This window comes from Burkholderia sp. WP42, from assembly GCF_000745665.1.
In the GTDB taxonomy this organism is placed as follows: domain Bacteria; phylum Pseudomonadota; class Gammaproteobacteria; order Burkholderiales; family Burkholderiaceae; genus Burkholderia; species Burkholderia vietnamiensis.
In genome coordinates, this window is the sequence record NZ_JQJT01000016.1 from 180782 (window position 1) to 202245 (window position 21464).

Annotated in this window: 20 protein-coding genes; 8 read left to right on the forward strand and 12 right to left on the reverse strand. The window is 68.0% G+C overall.

Annotated elements, in window-relative coordinates:
- Window positions 1–6: 6 nt before the first annotated feature.
- The gene (locus tag EX20_RS09865) at window positions 7–1620 is read right to left on the reverse strand and encodes a peptide ABC transporter substrate-binding protein (protein WP_034193411.1); all 1614 of its coding nucleotides are present in this window, start codon (window positions 1618–1620) and stop codon (window positions 7–9) included.
- 178 nt (window positions 1621–1798) lie between these two features.
- A complete protein-coding gene (locus tag EX20_RS09870; RefSeq protein ID WP_011881052.1) occupies window positions 1799–2380 on the reverse strand; it encodes a cupin domain-containing protein in 582 nt (193 codons plus the stop codon).
- A 500-nt stretch (window positions 2381–2880) separates the two neighbouring features.
- Between EX20_RS09870 and EX20_RS09875 the strand changes: the two genes are divergently transcribed.
- Together EX20_RS09875 and EX20_RS09880 are read left to right on the forward strand one after the other, a co-directional pair.
- On the forward strand, window positions 2881–4395 hold the full coding sequence (locus tag EX20_RS09875; RefSeq protein WP_175464257.1) for a peptide MFS transporter: 1515 nt from the start codon (window positions 2881–2883) through the stop codon (window positions 4393–4395).
- Window positions 4396–4513: 118 nt separating this feature from the next.
- Window positions 4514–4732 (forward strand): hypothetical protein, encoded by a 219-nt coding sequence (locus tag EX20_RS09880; RefSeq protein WP_014724180.1) that lies wholly within the window; start codon window positions 4514–4516, stop codon window positions 4730–4732.
- A 72-nt stretch (window positions 4733–4804) separates the two neighbouring features.
- On the opposite strand, the gene EX20_RS09885 is transcribed toward EX20_RS09880, so the two are convergent.
- The 3 genes from EX20_RS09885 to EX20_RS09895 all read right to left on the reverse strand — a co-directional run bounded on the left by EX20_RS09885 (window position 4805) and on the right by EX20_RS09895 (window position 7495).
- On the reverse strand, window positions 4805–5929 hold the full coding sequence (locus tag EX20_RS09885) for an OpgC domain-containing protein (protein ID WP_014724181.1): 1125 nt from the start codon (window positions 5927–5929) through the stop codon (window positions 4805–4807).
- A gap of 357 nt (window positions 5930–6286) precedes the next feature.
- The gene (gene rarD / locus EX20_RS09890) at window positions 6287–7186 is read right to left on the reverse strand and encodes an EamA family transporter RarD (RefSeq protein ID WP_034193412.1); all 900 of its coding nucleotides are present in this window, start codon (window positions 7184–7186) and stop codon (window positions 6287–6289) included.
- A 12-nt stretch (window positions 7187–7198) separates the two neighbouring features.
- On the reverse strand, window positions 7199–7495 hold the full coding sequence (locus tag EX20_RS09895; RefSeq protein ID WP_011881057.1) for an acylphosphatase: 297 nt from the start codon (window positions 7493–7495) through the stop codon (window positions 7199–7201).
- 179 nt (window positions 7496–7674) lie between these two features.
- On the opposite strand from EX20_RS09895, the gene hpnA reads away from it, so the two are divergent.
- Both hpnA and EX20_RS09905 read left to right on the forward strand, forming a co-directional pair.
- The gene (hpnA, locus tag EX20_RS09900) at window positions 7675–8682 is read left to right on the forward strand and encodes a hopanoid-associated sugar epimerase (RefSeq protein WP_011881058.1); all 1008 of its coding nucleotides are present in this window, start codon (window positions 7675–7677) and stop codon (window positions 8680–8682) included.
- 108 nt (window positions 8683–8790) lie between these two features.
- On the forward strand, window positions 8791–10080 hold the full coding sequence (locus EX20_RS09905; RefSeq protein WP_034193413.1) for a hypothetical protein: 1290 nt from the start codon (window positions 8791–8793) through the stop codon (window positions 10078–10080).
- Window positions 10081–10198: 118 nt separating this feature from the next.
- Here EX20_RS09905 and EX20_RS09910 read toward each other — a convergent pair whose 3' ends face one another.
- Complete coding sequence (locus EX20_RS09910) at window positions 10199–11386, reverse strand: glycosyltransferase (protein ID WP_011881060.1); 1188 nt, start codon at window positions 11384–11386, stop codon at window positions 10199–10201.
- A gap of 424 nt (window positions 11387–11810) precedes the next feature.
- On the opposite strand from EX20_RS09910, the gene ispH reads away from it, so the two are divergent.
- Complete coding sequence (gene ispH, locus EX20_RS09915; RefSeq protein ID WP_011881061.1) at window positions 11811–12752, forward strand: 4-hydroxy-3-methylbut-2-enyl diphosphate reductase; 942 nt, start codon at window positions 11811–11813, stop codon at window positions 12750–12752.
- 12 nt (window positions 12753–12764) lie between these two features.
- Complete coding sequence (gene hpnH / locus EX20_RS09920) at window positions 12765–13925, forward strand: adenosyl-hopene transferase HpnH (protein ID WP_011881062.1); 1161 nt, start codon at window positions 12765–12767, stop codon at window positions 13923–13925.
- A gap of 223 nt (window positions 13926–14148) precedes the next feature.
- Here the strand turns inward: hpnH and EX20_RS09925 are convergent, their stop codons facing one another.
- Entirely contained in the window at window positions 14149–14526 is a 378-nt protein-coding gene (locus EX20_RS09925; protein ID WP_011881063.1) for a hypothetical protein, read from the reverse strand.
- Window positions 14527–15015: 489 nt separating this feature from the next.
- Here EX20_RS09925 and EX20_RS09930 point away from each other — a divergent pair, with 489 nt between their 5' ends.
- Window positions 15016–15369, forward strand: coding sequence for a DOPA 4,5-dioxygenase family protein (locus tag EX20_RS09930; RefSeq protein ID WP_011881064.1), 354 nt, complete (start codon window positions 15016–15018; stop codon window positions 15367–15369).
- A 93-nt stretch (window positions 15370–15462) separates the two neighbouring features.
- On the forward strand, window positions 15463–15894 hold the full coding sequence (locus EX20_RS09935; RefSeq protein ID WP_011881065.1) for a nuclear transport factor 2 family protein: 432 nt from the start codon (window positions 15463–15465) through the stop codon (window positions 15892–15894).
- Window positions 15895–15915: 21 nt separating this feature from the next.
- On the opposite strand, the gene trhA is transcribed toward EX20_RS09935, so the two are convergent.
- From trhA to EX20_RS09960, 5 genes are all read right to left on the reverse strand, one after another.
- Window positions 15916–16536, reverse strand: coding sequence for a PAQR family membrane homeostasis protein TrhA (gene trhA / locus EX20_RS09940; protein ID WP_011881066.1), 621 nt, complete (start codon window positions 16534–16536; stop codon window positions 15916–15918).
- 195 nt (window positions 16537–16731) lie between these two features.
- Complete coding sequence (locus tag EX20_RS09945; RefSeq protein ID WP_011881067.1) at window positions 16732–16938, reverse strand: YbdD/YjiX family protein; 207 nt, start codon at window positions 16936–16938, stop codon at window positions 16732–16734.
- Window positions 16939–16950: 12 nt separating this feature from the next.
- On the reverse strand, window positions 16951–19029 hold the full coding sequence (locus EX20_RS09950; RefSeq protein WP_011881068.1) for a carbon starvation CstA family protein: 2079 nt from the start codon (window positions 19027–19029) through the stop codon (window positions 16951–16953).
- Between the two features lie 271 nt (window positions 19030–19300).
- Window positions 19301–19729, reverse strand: a complete 429-nt coding sequence (locus tag EX20_RS09955) for a PRC-barrel domain-containing protein (protein ID WP_011881069.1) — start codon at window positions 19727–19729, stop codon at window positions 19301–19303.
- A gap of 444 nt (window positions 19730–20173) precedes the next feature.
- Window positions 20174–21304 (reverse strand): 3-deoxy-7-phosphoheptulonate synthase, encoded by a 1131-nt coding sequence (locus EX20_RS09960; protein WP_011881071.1) that lies wholly within the window; start codon window positions 21302–21304, stop codon window positions 20174–20176.
- Between the last annotated feature and the right edge of the window lie 160 nt (window positions 21305–21464).

A 21464-nucleotide genomic window follows, 5' to 3' on the forward strand; every position in this document is an offset into this window, starting at 1 on the left:
CTCCGCTCAGTGCTTGATCAGGTACATGTCCTGCGAAGCGCGCATGTCGATCACGTTCTTCAGCGAGTAGCCGCCCACGTACGACTTCACGAGCCGGTCGGCCGAGTACTGGAACAGCGGCACCATCGGCGTGTCGCTCAGCGCCAGGTCGTGCGCCTGCGTGAGCAGCGCGGTGCGCGCGGCGTCGTCGAGCTTCTGGTTGCCTTCGTCGACCAGCGCGTCCACCTGCTTGTTGCAGTAGCCGACGGTGTTCTGCGCGCTGCCGCAGCGGATCAGGTCGAAGAACGTCATCGCGTCGTTGTAGTCGGCGAACCAGCCGTCGCGCGCGATCTGCACCTTGACGTCATGCCGTTGCTTCATCAGCACCTTGAACTCGACGTTCTCGAGCTTCGTGTTGATGCCGAGCTTCGTGCGCCATTCCGACGCGGCGAACAGCGCCACCTTCTTGTGCAGGTCGTTGGTGTTGTAGGTGAGCGTGAACGACAGCGGCTTCGCGTCGGAGTAGCCGGCCTGCTTCAGCAGGTCCCGGGCGGTCGCGACGCGCTTGGCCATCGGCCACGACGCCCAGTCCGGCGTATACGGGCGCACGCCCTTCGTGCCGTTCGGCATCAGCCCGTACATCGGCTTCTCGCCGGCCTGCGTGAGCTTCGACGTGAGCAGGTCGCGATCGATCACCATCGACAGCGCGAGGCGCACGCGCTTGTCCTTCAGCACCGCGTCGCTGTTGTTCAGGTAGTAGTAATACGTCGCCAGCTGCAGGCCCTGGCGCAGCTCGCCGCCGAACTGCTTGTTCACCTGCTGGAAGATGCCCGACGGAATCGAATAGCTGTAGTCGATCTGGCCGGCCTGATACATGCGCATCGCGGTCTCGTCGCTTTCGATCGGCAGGTAGGTGACCTTGTTGATCACGACCTTCGGCGCGTTCCAGTACTTCGCGTCCTTGGTGATCACGATGCGGTTGTTCGGCTGCCAGTCGACGAGCTGGTACGCGCCGTTGCTGACCAGGTTGCCCGGACGCGTCCACGCGTCGCCGAACTTCGCGACGGTGTCCTTGCTCACCGGCGCGAGCGGCGCCATCGCGGTCAGCTCGGGGAAGAACGCGACCGGCACGTCGGTCGTCACCTCGAGCGTGTACGGATCGGCCGCGCGCACGCCGAGCGTCGCCGGCGCAGCCTTGCCGCCGATGATGTCCTTCGCGTTCTTGATGAATTCGACCAGGATCGTGTACTTCGAGCCCGTCTTCGGATCGGCGAGCCGCTGCCACGAATAGACGAAATCCGCCGCCGTCACCGGCTGGCCGTTGCTCCACTTCGCGTCGTGACGCAGCTTGAACAGCCAGGTCTGCGGCGTCCTGCGCTCCCACGACTGCGCGACGCCCGGCACGACCTGGCCGGCGGCGTCGATGCGAGCCAGCCCTTCGAACAGGTCGAGCCCGATCGTGTTGCCGGTCCACGACTCGATGTGCGCCGGGTCGAGCGATTCGACTTCGGCGGGCACCTGGCGCGTCAGGTCCTGTTGAGGAGCGAGCGCGACGTTCGACGGAACGGTCACGGCGTGGGCGGCGGGCACCGTCAGGGCGAGCGCGGCCAGCACGGCCGACATGGCATGCAAGGATTTCATCGTGGCAGTCTTGAGAAAGTTGTTCGGCGAGCGTGGCGCGGCGGATGCCGCGGCTTACGCGTGAGACGCTGACGGGTGCAGCGATCGAGGAGGCCCGTGATTCCCGTTTTGCATTTCAGTATTCCTTAAGTTTCTTTCGACAGGCATCCCGTCGAAGCAACGAAGGAATACCTGTGCGTTAGAACAGCCGCGGCGTACCGACCCAGACCACCACCGACTCCACCTTCGCGGTGTTGACCCAGCTGTGCGGAACCGTCGACTGGTAGTGCGAACTGTCGCCGGCCTGCAGGACGAAGGTCTTGCCTTCCAGCGTCAGCGACACTTCCCCTTCAATCACATACAGGAATTCCTCTCCCGCATGCGTCGTCACTTCCGACCGTTTCTGCCCCGGCGGCATCCGCACGAGGATCGCCTCGAGCTGACGCCCTTCGGTCACGTTGGTCAGCCTCGCGAACAGGTTCGCCGAATCGGCGAATCCGAAGAAGCGCAACTGCTCGCCTCTGCACACCGAGCGCTCCTCGCTCGGCGTATCCACGAAGTACTGCACCGTCACGCCGAGCGCCTGCGCGATACCGGCCAGCGACGTCAGCGACGGCGACGCGAGCCCGCGTTCGACTTGAGACAGGAACGGCTTCGAAATCCCCGCGGCGGTAGCGGTGTCGTCGAGCGTGCGCTTGAGTCGTTGGCGCAACGCGCGAATCTTGCTGCCCAGCGCAGCGGGTGCGTCAACTGACCGCGGGTTTTCAGTGGGGGGAACCATAGCAGGCCGAAAAGTGGTCGTCAAAAATTGTTTGATGGAAAGTAACTAAGTTAGATCGATTTGGCTTAGTCTTCGGGTTCGCACGCGTCTTCGGTGTTGAGCCCGGTGCACTAAACAGGGACCGAAGCGCGCGAAAACAACGCGCTATCTTGCCAGACTCGCCGGCTTCACAGGCAAGCTGCGAGCGGCTCTCCGGGAATTTGCGGAGAACGGGCGCAAGTCTTACAAGTAAATAATGAGACAAATCTTCCTGAAAGCTGCTGCCATATCGGGAGTTTCCCTGAGTGGCGCAGACCCGACGCACCGGACCGGCAAACGTTACAACGCGTGCGCCGGTCGAGGCCGCGCGCCGCCCGCCCGGGCGGCGTCCGGCCCCGGCCCGGGCTGACCCGCCCGGCTGCTTCATCGCCGCTGCACGGCCTACCCGGCCTCGTGCGGCGGCGCCAGTTCGACCCCAGCGACGCGCGATCCGCGTCGTCCGTATCAAAACGAGATTGATCATGCACGCACCTGTTTCACAGACCCGATCGTTCACGACGGTCTTTCTCATCGAAATGTGGGAGCGCTTCGGCTACTACGGGATGGCCGCGCTCCTGGTCCTCTTCATGGTCGACCGGCTCGGCTTCACCGACAGCCACGCGAACCTCACCTGGGGCGCGTTCACCGCGCTCGTCTACGCGTCGCCGTCGATCGGCGGCTGGATCGGCGACAAGGTGCTCGGCGCACGTCGCACGATGATCATCGGCGCGGCCGTGCTGTGCGCCGGCTACCTGATGCTCGCGATGCCGAACGACGCGCTCGCCTACATGTACGCGTCGCTCGGCGTGATCGTCGTCGGCAACGGGCTGTTCAAGGCGAATGCGGCGAACCTCGTGCGCCGCATCTACGAAGGCGACGACGCGCGCATCGACAGCGCGTTCACGATCTACTACATGGCCGTCAACATCGGTTCGACCGTGTCGATGCTCGCGACGCCGTGGATCAAGGATCACTGGGGCTGGCACACCGCATTCGCGGTCTGCGGCGCCGGCATGCTGCTCGCGATCCTGAACTTCATGCTGATGCACCGCACGCTCGCGCACGTCGGCTCGCAGCCCGACGACGCGCCGATCCGCTGGAAGCGCCTCGGCGCGGTGGCGGCCGGCGGCGTCGCGCTCGCGCTGCTCACGCTGTACGTGCTGCAGCACAAGCAGCTCGCGGTGGCGAGCGTGTGGGCGGCGGCGTTCGCGATCCTCGCGATCTTCGCGTACATGATCGCGAAGTCGGAGCGCTCCGAGCGCGCGGGGCTGATCGCCGCGCTCGTGCTGATCGGCCAGGTGATCCTGTTCTTCATCTTCTACGTGCAGATGTCGACGTCGCTGACGCTGTTCGCGCTGCGCAACGTCGATCCGCGTTTCATGCTGTTCGGCACGACGCTGTTCACGTGGAGCGCCGCGCAGTTCCAGGCGCTGAACCCGATCTGGATCATGCTGCTGAGCCCTGTGCTCGTGTGGATCTACAACGCGGTGTCGAAGCGCGGCGGCGACCTGCCGGTGGCGGCGAAGTACGCACTCGGCTTCGGCGCGGTGGCCGCCGGCTATCTGGTGTTCACGATCAGCGGGCGCTACGCGGTGGACGGCCGCGTGTCGTCGTGGTTCATGGTGTGGGGCTACGGCCTCTACTCGCTCGGCGAACTGCTGGTGAGCGGCCTCGGCCTCGCGATGATCGCGCGCTACGTGCCGGCGCGCATGAGCGGCTTCATGATGGGCGCGTATTTCGTCGCGACGGGCGTGTCGCAGTATCTCGGCAGCGTCGTCGCGAACTTCGCGCAGATGCCGTCGCACGAGCTGCCGGCGACCGAATCGCTGCCGCTGTACCTGTCGCTGTTCGAGAAGCTCGGCTGGCTCGCCGCGATCGGCATGCTGCTCGCGCTGCTGCTGCTGCCGATGATGAACCGGCTGTCGCGTCAGCATCAGCGCTGCGCGGACGAACGCCGCGACGAACAGGACGCGCAGGCGATGGCGTCGGCGCAGTAAGTACTATCCCTCGGCGTGCGGCATGCGCGCCACATTCTCCCGCCGGCGCGGCCGGCACGTCCTACACTGGTTGCAACGGCGCGTCGGCTCACACGATGCGCACCGGCGGGAGAGGATCATGAAAGGCAAAACGACTCGGCTGTTGCGGATACTGTCGGACATCCGGCACGCGCAACGCTGCACCGCGCTGCGCGCCGCCCGGGCCGCAGCCGAAGCAGATGCGGTGCTGGCGCAGCAGGACGACCCGAAGTCCGAAGCGCGCGACGACGCCGCGCCTGAAGCCGAAACCGACGACACGCCCGCCGTGCCGCGCTCGCGCATCGGCTCCGCACACTGACCGCATTCGGTGCGCTGCGCCGATTGCGCTCCCGCATTCACCGCAGCGCAGCGCCACGCGCGATCGCGCACTCTACGCCACGGCCCCGCGCCGGCGCGCGAACCACGCCCCCGAACCGGCCACGGCCATCATCAGCCCCACCGCGCACGCGTCGGCCGCGAGGCCCACGCCGAGATGGCGCAGTTGCGCGCCGTTCGCGACCGGATGCAGCAGCGAATCGATGACGAGCGAAATGGCGGCGCCCGCGACGAAGCAGACGAGCCCGCGCCGGCCGACCGCCACTACCGGCCGCACCGCGCGCGCGAGCCGCTCGATCCAGCCGCGCCGCACGCAATCGGCCATCAGCCATGCGATCGCCGCGAAGCTGACGACGCGCGACAACGCGAGGTCGCGCTTGAGCAGCCCTTCCGGTGCGGGCAGCCCCGAGAACAGCTTGTAGCTCGCACAGCCGAGCACGATCGCGCACGCGACGCCGGTCGCCGCGGCGCCCCAGCGTCCGAGCGCGACGCGCCGGTAGAACGGCTGGCAGCGCGCGAGCACGCCGGCCACGAACATCAACTGCCACGCGAACGGGTTGAAGCTCCAGCGAAATGAATCGGTATCCAGCAGTTCGGGGCCGAGCCAGCCGGCCGCGCCCCACGATGCGACGCTGAACGCGACCGTGAGCCACGGATGGCGGCGCGCGAACGGCACCAGCACCGGCGACGCGAGCGCGAACAGCACGTACATCGGCAGCACCGACGCGAGATACGGCTGGCGCTGGAAGGTGAGCAGCTCGGCCGCGCCGGTGAGCGGCGACGCGAGCATCACGCTGACGTCGTCGAGCGCGAGGTTCGGCGCGTCGATCCCGTAATGGTCGAGCACGGCCGAGACGATCAGCATCAGCGTCGAGGTCGCGAGAAACGCCCGGTAGATCTGCATCGCGCGGCGCACGAAGCGGCGCTGCGCGGCGCGCGGGCCGTGCCGGTCCGCAATCGCGCCGTACGCGCTCGCGGTCGCGAAGCCGCCGAGGAACACGAACACTTCGGCCGCATCGCAGAGCGCGAACGCGTGGAGCGTGACGCGCGACAGGACGCTCGCGCCGATATGGTCGACGACGATCATCAGCAGCACGATGCCGCGGAAGAAGTCGACTTCGATCAGGCGGCCGCTGCGCGCCGGCAGCCCCGCGGACACGAGCGGCGCGCTCACCGACATGAGCACACCTGCAACGCGTAGGCGCGGCATGCGCCGGCAGAGGGAACGAGGCGGCTGGTGCGATCGGCGGCGCCGCGCGTATGCCCGCGGCGTGCCAGCCTGGCCGGCGAGGCAAGGAGATGACCGTTCATGGGAAAACCGCATACGAAGAGAAGACGGTGAACCCAGTCTAGTGGCCGTCGCGGGAATACCCTAAGTAACAAAATGCAACGGCATCTTCTGTTCGATTACAGCCGCGACGCAGGCGCTGCGAAGCTGGCGGAGCCGCCAGCTCGATGTCGGCGCGCTGTCAGCTCGCGGACGGCAACGGGCGTCGGAGCAGGTGCGGCGCACGACGCGGGCGCGCGCCGAACGCCCTCAGCCGCGCATCGGCAGACGCCGCATCAGCATCGCGCTGTGCCATGCGGTCAGCGCGACGGCGGCCCAGATCGGCGCGTACGTCGCCAGTTGCGACGCGTTCAGCGTCTCGCCAAGCAGCAGCAGCGACACCGCAACGAGCAGCACGGGCTCGACGTAGCCGAGGATGCCGAACAGCGCCATCGGCAGCATCCGGCTCGCCTTCAGGTAGCTCGCCAGCGCGAGTGTGCTGAGCACGCCGAGCCCCGGCAGCAGCGCGGCCCACACCAGCGGATGGCAGCCGACCGGCGTCGCGCTCGCCGACACCATCGCGAGCGCGACCGGGCACAGCAGCGCGATCTCGAGCGCGAACGCGGCGAGCGAATCGGCGTTGATCCGCCGGCGCAGCACGAAGTACGGCGGATAGCCGAGCGCCACGACGAGCGTCGGCCACGCGAATGCGCGCGTCGCCCACACTTCGTGCGCGACGCCGAGCGCCGCGCATGCGACGGCCGCCCATTGCAGCGGATCGAGCCGCTCGTGATAGTAGAAGCGGCCGACCAGCACCATCGTCAGCGGCAGCAGGAAATAGCCGAGCGACACCTCGAGCATGCGGCCGTGCAACGGCGCCCACAGGAACAGCCACAGCTGCACGCCGAGCAGCGCGGCGCTGACCGGCAGCGCGATCAGCAGGCGCCAGTCGCGCACGCTGCGCCGCGCGAGCTCGACGAGCGCGGGCCAGCGGCCGCGCAGCGCGATCAGCGCGAGCGCACCGGGCGCGGTCCACAGGATCCGCCACGCGAAGATGTCGAGGCCGGTGAGCGGCGCCAGCAGTTTCGCGTAGACGGACATCAGCGCGAACAGCGTCGACGCCGTCACCGACAGCGCAATGCCGCGCCCGGCTTCCGGATACCCCGTCATGTCGGGTTCGCCTTACTGCTGCTGGAAGCGCTCGAAGCGCCGTTCGACGTGGCGCTCCTCGAACGTCACCTCGGTCACGCGCGCGGCCGGCGGCCCGTGGCGCAGCCAGGCGAGCATGCGGTCGATCTGCGCGCCGGGGCCCTGGATCATCGCCTCGACGCTGCCGTCCTCGAGATTCGCGACCCAGCCGCGCAGCTTCAGCGCATGCGCCTCGCGCACCGTCGCGTGACGGAAGCCGACGCCCTGCACGACGCCGCGCACCCGCACGTAGTAGGTCTCGATTCGTTCGTCCAGTTCATTTCGGCTCATCGCGGCGCGCTCCCTTGGTGCATTCAAGCCCGGCATTGTAGTCGCGTCGGGCGCTTCCCACACGCACGCGGCCGGGGTGCGCGGTGCATGCGCGGCGGTCGCGTCGCCGCGCGCGCCGACCACGTACAATCTCGCCGACGCACAACCGCCGCGCGCTCGCGCGGCCCCGAAGGAAACGCATGACTGATACCTCCCGCGATCTCGTTCTCGTCACCGGCGCGTCCGGTTTCGTCGGCTCGGCCGTCGCGCGCATCGCGCAGCAGAAGGGCTATGCGGTGCGCGTGCTGGTGCGCCCGACCAGCCCGCGCACCAACGTCGCGAACCTCGACGCCGAAATCGTCACCGGCGACATGCGCGACGAGGCGTCGATGCGCGCCGCGCTGAGCGGCGTGCGCTACCTGCTGCACGTGGCGGCCGACTACCGGCTGTGGGCGCCCGACCCGCACGAGATCGAACGCGCGAACCTGGAAGGCGCCGTCGCGACGATGCGCGCGGCGCGCGCCGCCGGCGTGGAGCGCATCGTGTACACCAGCAGCGTCGCGACGCTGAAGGTCACGAGCGCCGGCGATCCGTCCGACGAGAACCGGCCGCTCACCGCCGAGCAGGCGATCGGCGTGTACAAGCGCAGCAAGGTGCTGGCCGAGCGCGCGGTCGAGCGGATGATCGCCGACGAAGGGTTGCCGGCCGTGATCGTGAACCCGTCGACGCCGATCGGCCCGCGCGACGTGAAGCCCACGCCGACCGGCCGCATCATCGTCGAAGCGGCGCTCGGCAAGATTCCGGCGTTCGTCGATACGGGCCTGAACCTAGTGCACGTCGACGACGTCGCGCACGGCCACTTCCTCGCGCTCGAGCGCGGCCGGATCGGCGAGCGCTACATCCTCGGCGGCGAGAACCTGCCGCTGCAGCAGATGCTCGCCGACATCGCCGGGATGACCGGCCGCAAGGCGCCGACGATCGCGCTGCCGCGCTGGCCGCTGTACCCGCTCGCGCTCGGCGCGGAGGCCGTCGCGAAGTTCACGAAGAAGGAGCCTTTCGTGACCGTCGACGGGCTGCGGATGTCGAAGAACAAGATGTACTTCACGTCGGCGAAGGCCGAGCGCGAGCTGGGCTACCGCGCGCGGCCGTACCGCGAAGGGCTGCGCGACGCGCTCGACTGGTTCGGCTCGGCCGGCTATCTGAAGTAGCACAAAGCGGCGCGCAACACGCCGCTTTGCGCACTTTGTTACACGCCACCGGCGGACCGGCACCGGCGCAGCGGTTAAAATCGCGGGTCTTACGCAGAGAAGACACGCATGAACCTGAACGATCAGATCGATTCGCTGAACGCCGGCGTCGATCGGCTCCTCCACGATCACCACGCCGCGCAGCAGGCGGCACGCAGCGCCGAAGCGTTCGCGCGCGCCGCGGCGGCCGAGGCGCAGGCCGCGGCCGCACGTCACGCCGCCGCGGAAGCGGAAGCCCAGGCCGCCGCGCAGCGCCACACGACGGCCGCCGCCGATGCGCAAGCCGCACAGCAGCGCCACGCGGCCGCCACCGAAGCGGCGGAAGCCGCCGCCGTGCGTCACACCGAAGCCGCCGCGCAAGCCGACGCGGCGGTCCAGCGGCACGCCGAAGCCACCGCGCTGACCGAAGCGCTCGCCCAGCGCCACGCGGACGCCGAAGCCGCGTCGCAACGCCATGCCGCCGCGATCGCCGAAGCCGAGGCGGCCGCGCAACGTCACCACGCAGCCGCGACCGAAGCCGACGCGGCCGCCCAGCGCCACGCGCTCGCCGCCGCGGAGGCCGAAGCCGCCGCGAAGCGCCATGCGGACGCGACCGCCGAAGCCGAAGCGGCGACGCAGCGTCACGCGGCCGCGATCGCCGAGGCCGAGGCGCTCGCGCGACGTCATACCGAGGCGATCGCGCAAGCGGAAGCCGCCGCCCGGCGCCACACCGAGGCAGCCGCGCAGGCCGACGCGATCACGCAGCGTCACACCGAAGCCATCGCGCAAGCCGAAGCCGCCGCGCAACGCCACGCGGATGCGATTGCGGAAGCCGAAGCGGTCAAGCAGCGCCACGCCGACGCGATCGCGCAGGCCGAAGCGGCCGCCGAGCGGCACGCGAAGGCGGTGGCCGAGGCCGAAGCGCTGGTCGAAGCCGTCGTGAAGGACGCCGCGACGGCGGCAGCGACGGCAGCGGCAACCGAGCCGGCCGCGCAGCCCGATGCCGCCGAAGCGGTCGGCGAGCCGGCCGCCGATGCAGCAAACCCTCCTGCGGACAAGGCGACGCTGCACGTCGCGCGCCCGTCGCAGAACGAGCTGACGTTGACCGTCAACGGCCAGTCGATCACGCTGCACCCGGAGCAGGTCGGCCAGCTGATCGAGGAGCTCGCGCACGCGCGCGCGTCGATGCAGCCGGAACCGCCGGCGGGCATCCCGGCCGGCTGGCGCTTCGTGACGACCAAGAATCCGATGATGGTCGTGCAGAAGCAGTCGAACGGCGACCGCCTGCTGGTCACGCGCCACACCGGCTACGGCTGGGTGCCGTTCACGTTCTCGCCGGACGTCGTGATCCAGATGTACATGCTGCTGACCCAGCGGTAAGCGGGCGCGGCCGCGCCAAATCCCTTCGCGCCAAACGACAAAGCCCGATCGGCTGCACGCCGATCGGGCTTTTTGCTGTGCGACGAACCGGCGACCGGCCGGCGTGCGCGGGCGCCGTTCAGCGCTCCACCGGCGCCTGCACGCGCGCCTTCCACTGCCCGCCCTTGCCGCGCCAGTAACGCCATGCGGATGCGAACGTCGCACCGACGTAGAACAGCGCGACCAGCGGCAGCGCGGGCGCCCACAGCGGCGAGCGCCGGTAGTAGCGCAGCATCGGCGCATACGCGGTGCACATCGACGCCCACGCGAGCCATGCCGGCCATGCGCGCGCGCCGTACGCGAGCGCGACCACGGGCGGCACGAGGTAGATGATCGTCATCCCGAGCAGCGTGCCCGCGAGCAGCAGCGGCGAATAGTGGAGCTGCGTGAACGCCGTGCGCGCGATCATGTTCCAGATGTCGCGCCAGCTGTCGTACGGGCGCAGCGACACGCTGCGCTCGGCCAGATCGAGCCGGATCGGATGCCGGCCGCTGCCGCGATGCTTGATCTGCGCGGCGAGGCTGCAGTCGTCGATCAGCGCGCCGCGGATCGATTCGATGCCGCCCGCCTCCTCCAGCGCGCTGCGCTTGACCAGCATGCAGCCGCCCGCGGCACCGGCCGTCCGGTTGCGCGGATCGTTGATCCACGAGAACGGATAGAGCTTCGCGAAGAAGAACACGAACGCCGGGATCAGCGCCTTCTCCCAGAACGAATCGCAACGCAGCCGCACCATCAGCGACACCAGATCGCGCTGCTCGGCCTGCGCACGCGTGACGAGCTGCGCGACCGCGTCGCGCGGATGGCCGATGTCGGCGTCCGTCAGCAGCAGATAGTCGGCCGGCAGGCCCAGCGTGCGCACCGCGGCGATGCCCTGCGACTGCGCCCAAACCTTGCCCGACCAGCCGGACGGCAGCGGCTTGGCGCTCAACACCGTCAAGCGCTCCGCGCGGTTGATCGCCAGCGCGGCGGCGCGGGCGGCGTCGGCGGTGCCGTCGTCGCTGTGGTCGTCGACGATGATCAGATGGAACTCGCCCGGGTAATCCTGCTCGAGCAGCGACGTCGCCGCCTGCGCGATCACGTCGGCCTCGTTGCGCGCCGGCACCACCGCGACGACGGCCGGCCAGCCGGCGGCCGCGGCCGCGCCGCGCGCCTCGGGCGGCAGCACCCGCGCGGGCCGCGCGCGCCAGAAGCCGCCGCGCGCGACCAGCAGCACGAGCCAGATCACCAGCGACAGCGCGGACACCAGAAAGGCAATTGCAAGCATCATCGGCGGGCCTCCTGCGGCAGGCCCGGGCGGCGGGCCGCCATGCCGGCCCGACCGGGCGCAGCCGGGGCGGGATTTGAACGACCCATGACCGCACCGGCGGCAGGGCAATATGCAAGAGAATCGACGGTCATCGAATGGCCTTGAAATGAGCGCGACGGCGGGCTGCCCGACAGGCCGCCCGCGAAACCGCGCAGTTTACCGGGTTCCGCGCGCGCGAGTGCCGACGCGGCTTCGCGGCCGATGCAACACGGCCGACACGGCACCAGAGCAAGGACGGCGCGATAGGGTTAAAATGCGCGATTAATTCGGGGTTCCGGGGCCTGGCCTGGCCGGTTCGTTTCCTGCCTTCATAACATCAAGCCGGGGCGAGCGAGCTGTGCCAGCTCCTCGAACCCCGGCGTCTGTCGTCGGAGTTCGCTCACTTATGCGAGTCATCCTTGCCCAGCCCCGCGGCTTTTGCGCGGGGGTTGTCCGTGCGATCGAGATCGTCGATCGCGCGCTGCAACAGCACGGCGCGCCGGTCTATGTGCGTCACGAGATCGTGCATAACCGGCATGTCGTCGAAAATCTGCGTAATAAAGGGGCACGGTTCGTTGAGGAACTCGACGAGGTGCCGCACGGCGCTGTGGCGATCTTCAGCGCGCACGGTGTCGCCCAGACCGTCGAACGCGACGCGGAAACGCGCGGCCTCGACGTGCTCGACGCCACCTGCCCGCTCGTCACGAAGGTGCACGTGCAGGGCCGCCAGTACGTCGCGGCGGGCCGTCGTCTGATCCTGATCGGCCATGCGGGCCATCCGGAAGTCGAAGGCACGATCGGCCAGATCCCGGCCGAAGTGGTGCTCGTGCAGAGCGAGGCCGAAGTCGATACGCTGACGCTGCCGGTCGATACGCCGGTCGCGTACGTGACGCAGACCACTCTCTCGGTCGACGACACGCGCGGCATCATCGAAGCGCTGCAGCGCCGGTTCACCGACATCGTCGGCCCGGACACGCGCGACATCTGCTACGCGACGCAGAATCGCCAGGCCGCCGTTCGCGAGTTGAGCACCCAGGTCGACGTGCTGCTGGTGGTCGGGGCGACGAACAGTTCGAACTCGAACCGGCTGCGCGAGATCGGCACCGAAAGCGGCGTGCCGAGCTACCTGGTCGCCGACGGCTCGGAAGTGAAGGCCGAATGGTTCGCGGGCGTGCAGACGGTCGGCCTGACGGCCGGCGCCTCGGCGCCCGAAGAGATGGTCGAGGATGTGATCGGCGCGCTGCGCGCGCTGGGGCCCGTCGATGTCACGACGATGGCGGGCCGTGAAGAAAAAGTCGAGTTCAAGTTGCCGGCGAAGCTCATGCAAGCTGTCGCCCGCGAAGTTTAAGGAGGACAACTCTTGTCTATTCCGCTGCTCCAGCAAGTCCGCGTCGGCGCATACATCATGCGCCAACACCTGTCCGGCAACAAACGCTACCCGCTCGCGCTGATGCTCGAGCCGCTGTTCCGCTGCAACCTCGCCTGTAACGGCTGCGGCAAGATCGACTATCCGGACCCGATCCTGAACCAGCGTCTGTCGGTCGAGGAATGCCTGCACGCCGTCGACGAATGCGGCGCGCCGATCGTGTCGATCGCCGGCGGCGAGCCGCTGCTCCACAAGGAGATGCCGGAAATCGTCAAGGGCATCATGAAGCGCAAGAAATTCGTGTACCTGTGCACGAACGCGCTCCTGATGGAAAAGAAGATGGACGACTACCAGCCGAATCCGTACTTCGTCTGGTCGGTCCACCTCGACGGCGACAAGGAGATGCACGACCATTCCGTGTCGCAGGACGGCGTGTACGAGAAGGCGGTCGCGGCGATCAAGGAAGCGAAGCGCCGCGGCTTCCGCGTGAACATCAACTGCACGCTGTTCAACGACGCGATCCCCGAGCGCGTCGCGAAGTTCTTCGATACGCTGGGGCCGATCGGCGTCGACGGCATCACCGTGTCGCCGGGCTACGCATACGAGCGAGCGCCGGATCAGCAGCACTTCCTGAACCGCGACAAGACGAAGAACCTGTTCCGCGAAATCCTGAAGCGCGGCGAAGGCGGCAAGCGCTGGTCGTTCAGCCAGTCGTCGCTGTTCCTCGACTTCCTGGCCGGCAACCAGACGTACAAGTGCACGCCGTGGGGCAACCCCGCGCGTACCGTGTTCGGCTGGCAGAAGCCGTGCTATCTGGTCGGCGAAGGTTACGTGAAGACCTTCAAGGAACTGATGGAAGACACCAACTGGGACAACTACGGCGTCGGCAACTACGAGAAGTGCGCGGACTGCATGGTCCACTGCGGCTTCGAAGCGACCGCCGTGATGGACACGATCGCGCATCCGCTGAAGGCGCTGCGCGTCAGCCAGAAGGGGATCAAGACGGACGGCCCGTTCGCGCCGGACATCTCGATCGCGAAGCAGCGCCCGGCCGAGTACGTGTTCTCGCGCCACGTCGAGATCAAGCTCGAGGAAATCCAGCGCGCCGGCAAGGGCAAGCTGCAGAAGCCGGCGAAGCCGGCAACGGCGGCCTGACGAGCGGCTCGCAACGACGCGGGCCCGGCCCGCATCGCCCGCACGACGAGGGCGCTCCGGATTGCTCCGGGGCGCCCTCGTTTTTTTTGCATGCTCGCTGCGGCGACACGCCGCTGCGGCACATCACGCTGGCGGCAGCGCCGGCCCGTGCGCCGCGGCGCACGGCGGGCCACTGAATGGCGGTGGGTGCTGAGCGCTCGCCGCACACCGCGCACCGCGCGCGTCAGAACGTGTTCTCGCCCTTCAGGTAGTACGCGGTCTTCACGAAGAACGCCTGCACCGGATGGCCGCTGCGCGCGGCGCTGGCGGCGCGCGCTTCCATCGCCATCTTCTCTTCGCGCGAGCGGTCGGGCACCGGGTTCTTCACGCGTTCGAGCGCGCGCTGCATCGCCTGCGGATAGTTCTGGTTGCCGGCCATCGTTGCCGAAAAGCCAGCGCGCGCCATCTGCTGCAATTGCACGTCGGTCTCGGCACGCGCCGCAGACCACGTCAGCGGCACGACGTTCGGCTGCCACGCGGTGTTGACGGATTGAGCAAAGCTCGCGGCCGGCACCGCGGCAAGCGTGACGGACAGAGCAGCAAGGGAAACGAGGGATCGCATATTGGCCTCCAGATGGTTGCGTACGCATCGATCATCGGTGTCGATGCGGCCCGATAATCGTATTGCGCACGGCCGTGCGCTTGAATAGCCGATTTCGCAATGGACATTTTCGGCGGCGAAATCGAAGCGCGCGCCACGCCGCTTACCGCTGCCGCCCGGCCCTCATTTCCTTAATGCGTTCAATGACATGATCGCGTCTTCGCGGAACTGCGAACCGGCGCGCAGAGCGCTCTTGCAGTTTCCGAAACGATCTATTGCGGTGGAGATTGCCTCCGCCGGTGGGCCGGTGCGGTATGCGACGGCGCGATGCCGGATGCACCGGCACGCCCGCGCAACGCCTCAGCGAGCGAACGCGCCGCGTCTGATGCGCGACAATCTTCCGGGCCGAATCGGCGCGCGGCGACGATACCCGCGCGGCGAGGTCGCGCGATAATTGCGCACCGGTCGCATCCCGCAACCTCTGCGCGCATTCATTTCCCGAGCACTACCATGGCCATCATCGACCCCGCCGCCATCGTCAGCTGGCATGCCCACGTCTACTTCGACGCCGCGAGCCGCGACGCCGCGTGGGCGCTGCGCGCCGTCATCGACGAGCGGTTCGGCGCGAGCGTCGAGCTCGGCCGCTTTCATGAACGTCTCGTCGGCCCGCATCCCGCGTGGTCGTACCAGATCGCGTTCGGTGCCGCGCGCTTCGACGAGATCGTGCCGTGGCTCGTGCTCAATCACGGCAAGCTCGACATCCTGCTGCACCCGAACACCGACGACGAACTGCGCGACCATCGCGACAGCGCGGTGTGGATCGGCAACTCGCATTCGCTGAACCTCGAAGCGCTGGCCGGCTGAGCGCGGCGCATCGACGTTTCGGCTCGCGGTGAAACATCCGGCGGCGGCGGATCGGTACAGTCGCGTCGTTATCCACACCTGAAGCAGCCCGCGATGACCGATACCGATACCCACGCGCAGCGCATCCATCACGACTGGCACGCCGCCGTCGTCGCGCGCGACCTCGACGCGCTGATGGCGCTGTATGCGCCCGACGCGATACTCGAAACGCCGCTGATCGTCGTCACGCTGCCCGAGCACGGGTCAGGCGTGCTCCACGGCAAGACGGCGATCGCCGCATTCTTCGCGGCCGGCCTGCGCGATCCGCGAAGCCGGCTTGGACGCTGGTACCGCACGGGCCAGTTCTTTTCGAACGGACGCCAACTGATCTGGGAATATCCGCGCGCCACGCCGGACGGCGATCAGGTCGATCTCGTCGAAGTGATGGACCTGCGCGACGAGCTGATCGCGCATCATCGCGTCTACTGGGGCTGGGCCGGGTTCAACGCGCTGCGCAGCGCGGCGCCGGCGGACGGGCGCGCGTGACGCACGCCGTCCCGGTTGCGCTCACGCGACATACATCGCGACGCTGACGAACTGGCACAGGCTACCGGCCAGCACGAACAGATGCCAGATGCCGTGCCCGTGACGAATGCGCTCGTCGTTGATGAAGAAGTAGATGCCCACGCTGTAGATGATGCCGCCGGCCACGAGCCACACGGTGCCCACGGGCGGCAGCGCATGAACGAGCGGACGGATCGCGACGAGCGCGAGCCAGCCCATCAGCACGTACAGCACCATCGACACGATGCGCGTGCGCCGCCCCAGCGTCAGTTCCTGCGCGATGCCGAAGGCGGCGAGCCCCCAGCTCACGCCGAACAGCGACCAGCCCCACGGGCCGCGCAGCGTGACGAGCGTGAACGGCGTGTAGCTGCCCGCGATCAGCAGGTAGATGGCCGCGTGATCGCACTTCTGCAGGATCGCCTTGAGCCGCGGCTTGCGTACACTGTGGTACAGCGTCGAAATCGCATAGAGCAGGATCAGCATCGCGCCGTACACGCTGAAGCTCACGATCTTGTACGGGTCGTGGTCGAGGGCGCCCATCGTCACCAGTGCGACGAGCCCTGCGATCGACAGCACCGCGCCGACGAGATGGGAAATACTGTTGAAACGCTCACCGGCATGCACGACGGATTCTCCTGCGCGGATTCATCGGAAAAGGCGGAGCCCTATGATACCGGCCGGCCGCGCGCGCGGCGCCGAACGCGGTCAAACGACGCGGTACGCGCGCGCCGTCCGCACAAAGAAAAAGCGCCGCGAATCGCTTCGCGGCGCTTTCGGATCCGTCGACGGACCGCTACCGGCCGGCTGCGCCGGCCCGGTTCAGCAACACTTCCCTGCCCCGGACCCGTATCGCGCGTTCTGACGCTCGCGGAAGAATTCCTCGTAGGTCATCGGCTCGCGGTCCGGATGGGTGTCGCGCATGTGCGCAACGTAGGTGTCGTAGTCGGGCAGCCCGACCATCAGCCGCAACGCCTGCCCGAGGTAACGGCCCGCGCTGCGCAGGTCGCTGCCGAGATCGGTGAACATCGCGGCCTCCCGTCAGCGTCCGCTGCCGAGCGCCTGCGCGGCCGGCATCGGCTCGTACGGCGTCTCGCGCACGCTCGGCTTCGCCTCGCGGCGCGCGCGCAGCACGGCGAGTAGCCCGTACACCGCGATCGCCACGACGACGAAGATGAACAGCCCGGCCAGCGCAGCATCGACGTAGTCGTTGAAGATGATCCGCTTCATCTGCGCGAGCGACTTCGCCGGCGCGAGCACCTTGCCCTGGTCCACCGACGCCTGCAGCTTGGCCGCATGCGCGAGGAAGCTGACCTTCGGGTTCGCGTCGAAGATCTTCTGCCAGCCGGCCGTGAGCGTGCAGATCAGCAGCCATGCGGTCGGCACGATCGTCACCCATGCGTAGCGCTCGCGCTTCATCTTGAACAGCACGACGGTGCCGAGCACCAGCGCGATCGCGGCGAGCATCTGGTTCGAGATGCCGAACAGCGGCCACAGCGTGTTGATGCCGCCGAGCGGATCGACCACGCCCTGATACAGGAAGTAGCCCCACGCGGCCACGCACAGCGCGGTGGCGACCAGGTTCGCCGGCAGCGATTCCGTGCGCTTGAGCGCCGGGTGGAACGTGCCGAGCAGGTCCTGCAGCATGAAGCGGCCGGCGCGCGTGCCTGCATCGACGGCCGTCAGGATGAACAGCGCCTCGAACAGGATCGCGAAGTGATACCAGAACGCCATCATCGCTTCGCCGCCGATCACCTGATGCAGGATGTGCGCCATGCCGACGGCCAGCGTCGGTGCGCCGCCCGCGCGGGCGATGATCGTCGTTTCGCCGACGGCCTTCGCCGTCTGCGTGAGCATGTCGGGCGTCAGCACGAAGCCCCATTGCGTGACGGTGTTGGCAACCGCTTCCGGCGTCGAGCCGAGCACGGCCGCCGGCGCGTTCATCGCGAAGTAGACGCCCGGCTCGATCACGCATGCGGCGACCAGCGCCATGATCGCGACGAACGATTCCATCAGCATCGCGCCATAGCCGATGAAGCGCGCGTTGGTTTCGTTGTCGATCAGCTTCGGCGTCGTGCCCGACGAGATCAGCGCGTGGAAGCCCGACACCGCGCCGCACGCGATCGTGATGAACAGGAACGGGAACAGATTGCCCGACCAGACGGGGCCGGTGCCGTCGACGAACTTCGTCAGCGCCGGCATCTTCAGTTCCGGCGCGACGACTAGGATGCCGATCGCGAGGCCGAGGATCGTGCCGATCTTCAGGAACGTCGACAGGTAGTCACGCGGCGCGAGCAGCAGCCACACCGGCAGCACCGACGCGATGAAGCCGTAGCCGATCAGGATCCAGGTGAGCTGCGTGCCGCTGAACGTGAACCATGCGGCGAGCGTCGGCGAATCGTGCACGGCCTGACCGAACGCGATCGACGCCATCAGCAGCACGAAGCCGATGATCGACACTTCGCCGATGCGGCCCGGGCGGATGTAGCGCGTGTAGATGCCCATGAACAGCGCGATCGGAATCGTCGCGGCGACGGTGAACGTGCCCCACGGCGAATTCGTCAGCGCCTTCACGACGATCAGCGCGAGCACCGCGAGGATGATCACCATGATCAGGAACGCGCCGAACAGCGCGATCACGCCGGGCACCGTGCCGAGCTCCATCTTGACGAGGTCGCCGAGCGAACGGCCGTCGCGACGCGTCGAGATGAACAGCACGATGAAGTCCTGCACGGCGCCTGCGAACACGACGCCGCCCAGGATCCACAGCATCCCCGGCGTGTAGCCCATCTGCGCGGCGAGCACCGGCCCGACGAGCGGCCCGGCGCCGGCGATCGCGGCGAAGTGATGGCCGAACAGCACGTATTTGTTGGTCGGTACGTAGTCGAGGCCGTCGTTGTATTTGACGGCCGGCGTCATCCGCAGCCCGTCGAGCTGCATCACCTTGCTGGCGATGAAACGGCTGTAGAAGCGATATGCGATCAGATAGACACAGACTGCTGCGATCACGATCCACAGCGCGCTGACGCGTTCGCCGTGCGCAAGTGCGATCGTGCCGAACGCGAAGGCGCCGAGCAGCGCGACCGCGGTCCATAGCAAGGTACTGGAAGCCCGATTCATGGCGGTTCCTCGTCTCCTATGTGGTTTTAAGTGGATTCGGCGAGAGGTGTGACCGAACCCGCGTGACGTCGATGCGTCGCCGCGCACTGTTGTGCGGCGGTGGTCGGTAGTATTCCGTGCAAGGGGGAGGCGTACAAGCGCACAACTACGTATGCAGCGCTACGTAGAATTACGTAGACGCCAGCGGATGCGCGCTGGGCCGACGCGCGCGGCGACATCGCGCGCGCTCGGCCCGGCCCGGCCCGGCACGTTGCGTACCGGGCGCGGAGGGTTAGTGCTTCTCGTCGACCTTGCGCGGCTTCGGCGGCGACGGCACCTTCGTGTACTGGAATGCCGGCGTGGCCTTCAGCGCGGCCTTCGTCGCGCCCGGCAGATAGATGTTGCCGTTGCGCACGTCGAGCGATGCGATCGGCACCGCGACGTCATGCGCGGCAACGCCGAGGAAGCCGCCGGCCGACACGATTGCCGCCGACACCGAGCCGTCCGGTGCGACGATCAGGTCGCGCACCGTGCCGACCTTCTGGTTCGCGTCGTTGTACACGGTCTTGCCGAGCACGCTTTTCTTCACGCTCCAGCCTTCGAGCAGCGCCTGCGATTGCTCGACGGTGACGCTGAGCGGCTGCGAGCCGGCGATCTGCGCGTGCGCGCTGACGCTGGACGCGAGGACGGTTGCTGCGATGAGGGTTTTATAGAACTTCATGCGTATTGCACTCCGGTTCGGTTGTTGTTGATTCCGGGAGCAAAGCGACGCGGGATAACGGCCGATCGGTGAGTACCGCGCGCTTCGTCGGACGCGTGACGGCCACACTCGCCGCCGCCGCGGGTGTGCATGACGAGCCGGCATGACCGGCCCGCAGCGTGCAACACGCGTTCATGGTAGCGGCATTCGCCCGATCGTGCGTTGAGCGTGCGACGCCGATGCGCATCGCGCTCGATGAAGATCAAAAGATCGTGCGCGGCGGCGTGGCGGAATCGCTGCTGCAGCGTCGAATTTGCGCGACGCGGCCTTCGTCGATGCGCTTGCCGCGATGCGAACGGCTCGGCGTCGCTGCGGACGCCGGGCTTGCGAAACGCCGATTCCTCGTGCGCGCCGGACGTCCTCGGGCTGCGGCCGAACTTCGCTGCAAGGTCCGATACGGACAGGTCACGCGTTGCGCGACGCGCCCCGGCGCTGCCGCACGGCTTGCGCGAGCACGTCGAGCACCGGCTCCGTCTGCGACCAGCTCAGACATGCATCGGTGATCGACACGCCGTACTTCAGCGGCACGCCCGGCTTCAGATCCTGACGGCCGGCCTCGAGATGGCTCTCCACCATCACGCCGATGATGCGCTGCTCGCCCTGCGACAGCTGGCGCGCGAGATCCTGCGCGACGTCGATCTGCCGCTCGTGCGACTTGTTCGAATTCGCATGCGAGCAATCGACCATCACCTGCTCGCGCAACCCGCTCTTGCGCAGCACCGCGCAGCTCGCTTCGACGTGCTCGGCGTCGTAGTTCGGACCGTTCTTGCCGCCGCGCAGGATCACGTGCGCGTCGTCGTTGCCGCGCGTCTCGAAGATCGCGGCCATGCCCATCTTCGTCATTCCCATGAACGCATGGCTCGCGCGCGCGGCGACGATCGCGTCGGCCGCGACCTGCACGCCGCCGTCGGTGCCGTTCTTGAAGCCGATCGGGCAGCTCAGGCCCGATGCGAGCTGACGATGGCTCTGGCTCTCGGTGGTGCGCGCGCCGATGGCGCCCCACGCGATCAGATCCGCGATGTACTGCGGGCTCAGCAGGTCGAGGAATTCGGTCGACGCCGGCAGGCCGAGCGCGTTGATGTCGAGCAGCAGCTGTCGTGCCGCGCGCAGCCCTTCGTTGATGCGGAAGCTGCCGTCCAGACGCGGATCGTTGATGTAGCCCTTCCAGCCGACCGTCGTGCGCGGCTTCTCGAAGTACACGCGCATCGTGATCAGCAGATCGTCCTGCAGCGCGTCGGCGGCGGCCTTCAGGCGGCGCGCGTACTCGAGCGCCTGGTCGTGGTCGTGGATCGAGCACGGGCCGACGACGACCAGCAGCCGGTCGTCGCGGCCGTGCAGGATGTCGCCGATCGCGCGCCGCGTGTCCTCGACGAGCGTCTGCGTGCCGGCCGGCACCGGCAGCTCGTCCTGCAGCAGCGCGGGCGAGATCAGCGGGCGCACGGCGCCGATGCGGACGTCGTCGATGCGGGTCGTGTCTTGCGTCGCGTCGGCGCTGCCTACCTCGCGATCGTGGGAGGGATTGTCGAGGTTATGCATGGAAATTCTCCGCGGTACATCCGAAATGATGGGCAAGCGCGATTATGGCATTCGCGCAAGGCCGTCTATGCGTTGCCGTGTCGTCTCGGCGACGCGTGCGCCATGCGCGATGCGCGACGCCGGCGGTTGAAGCGGCTGCGCGCCGGGCGCGCATCCGCGC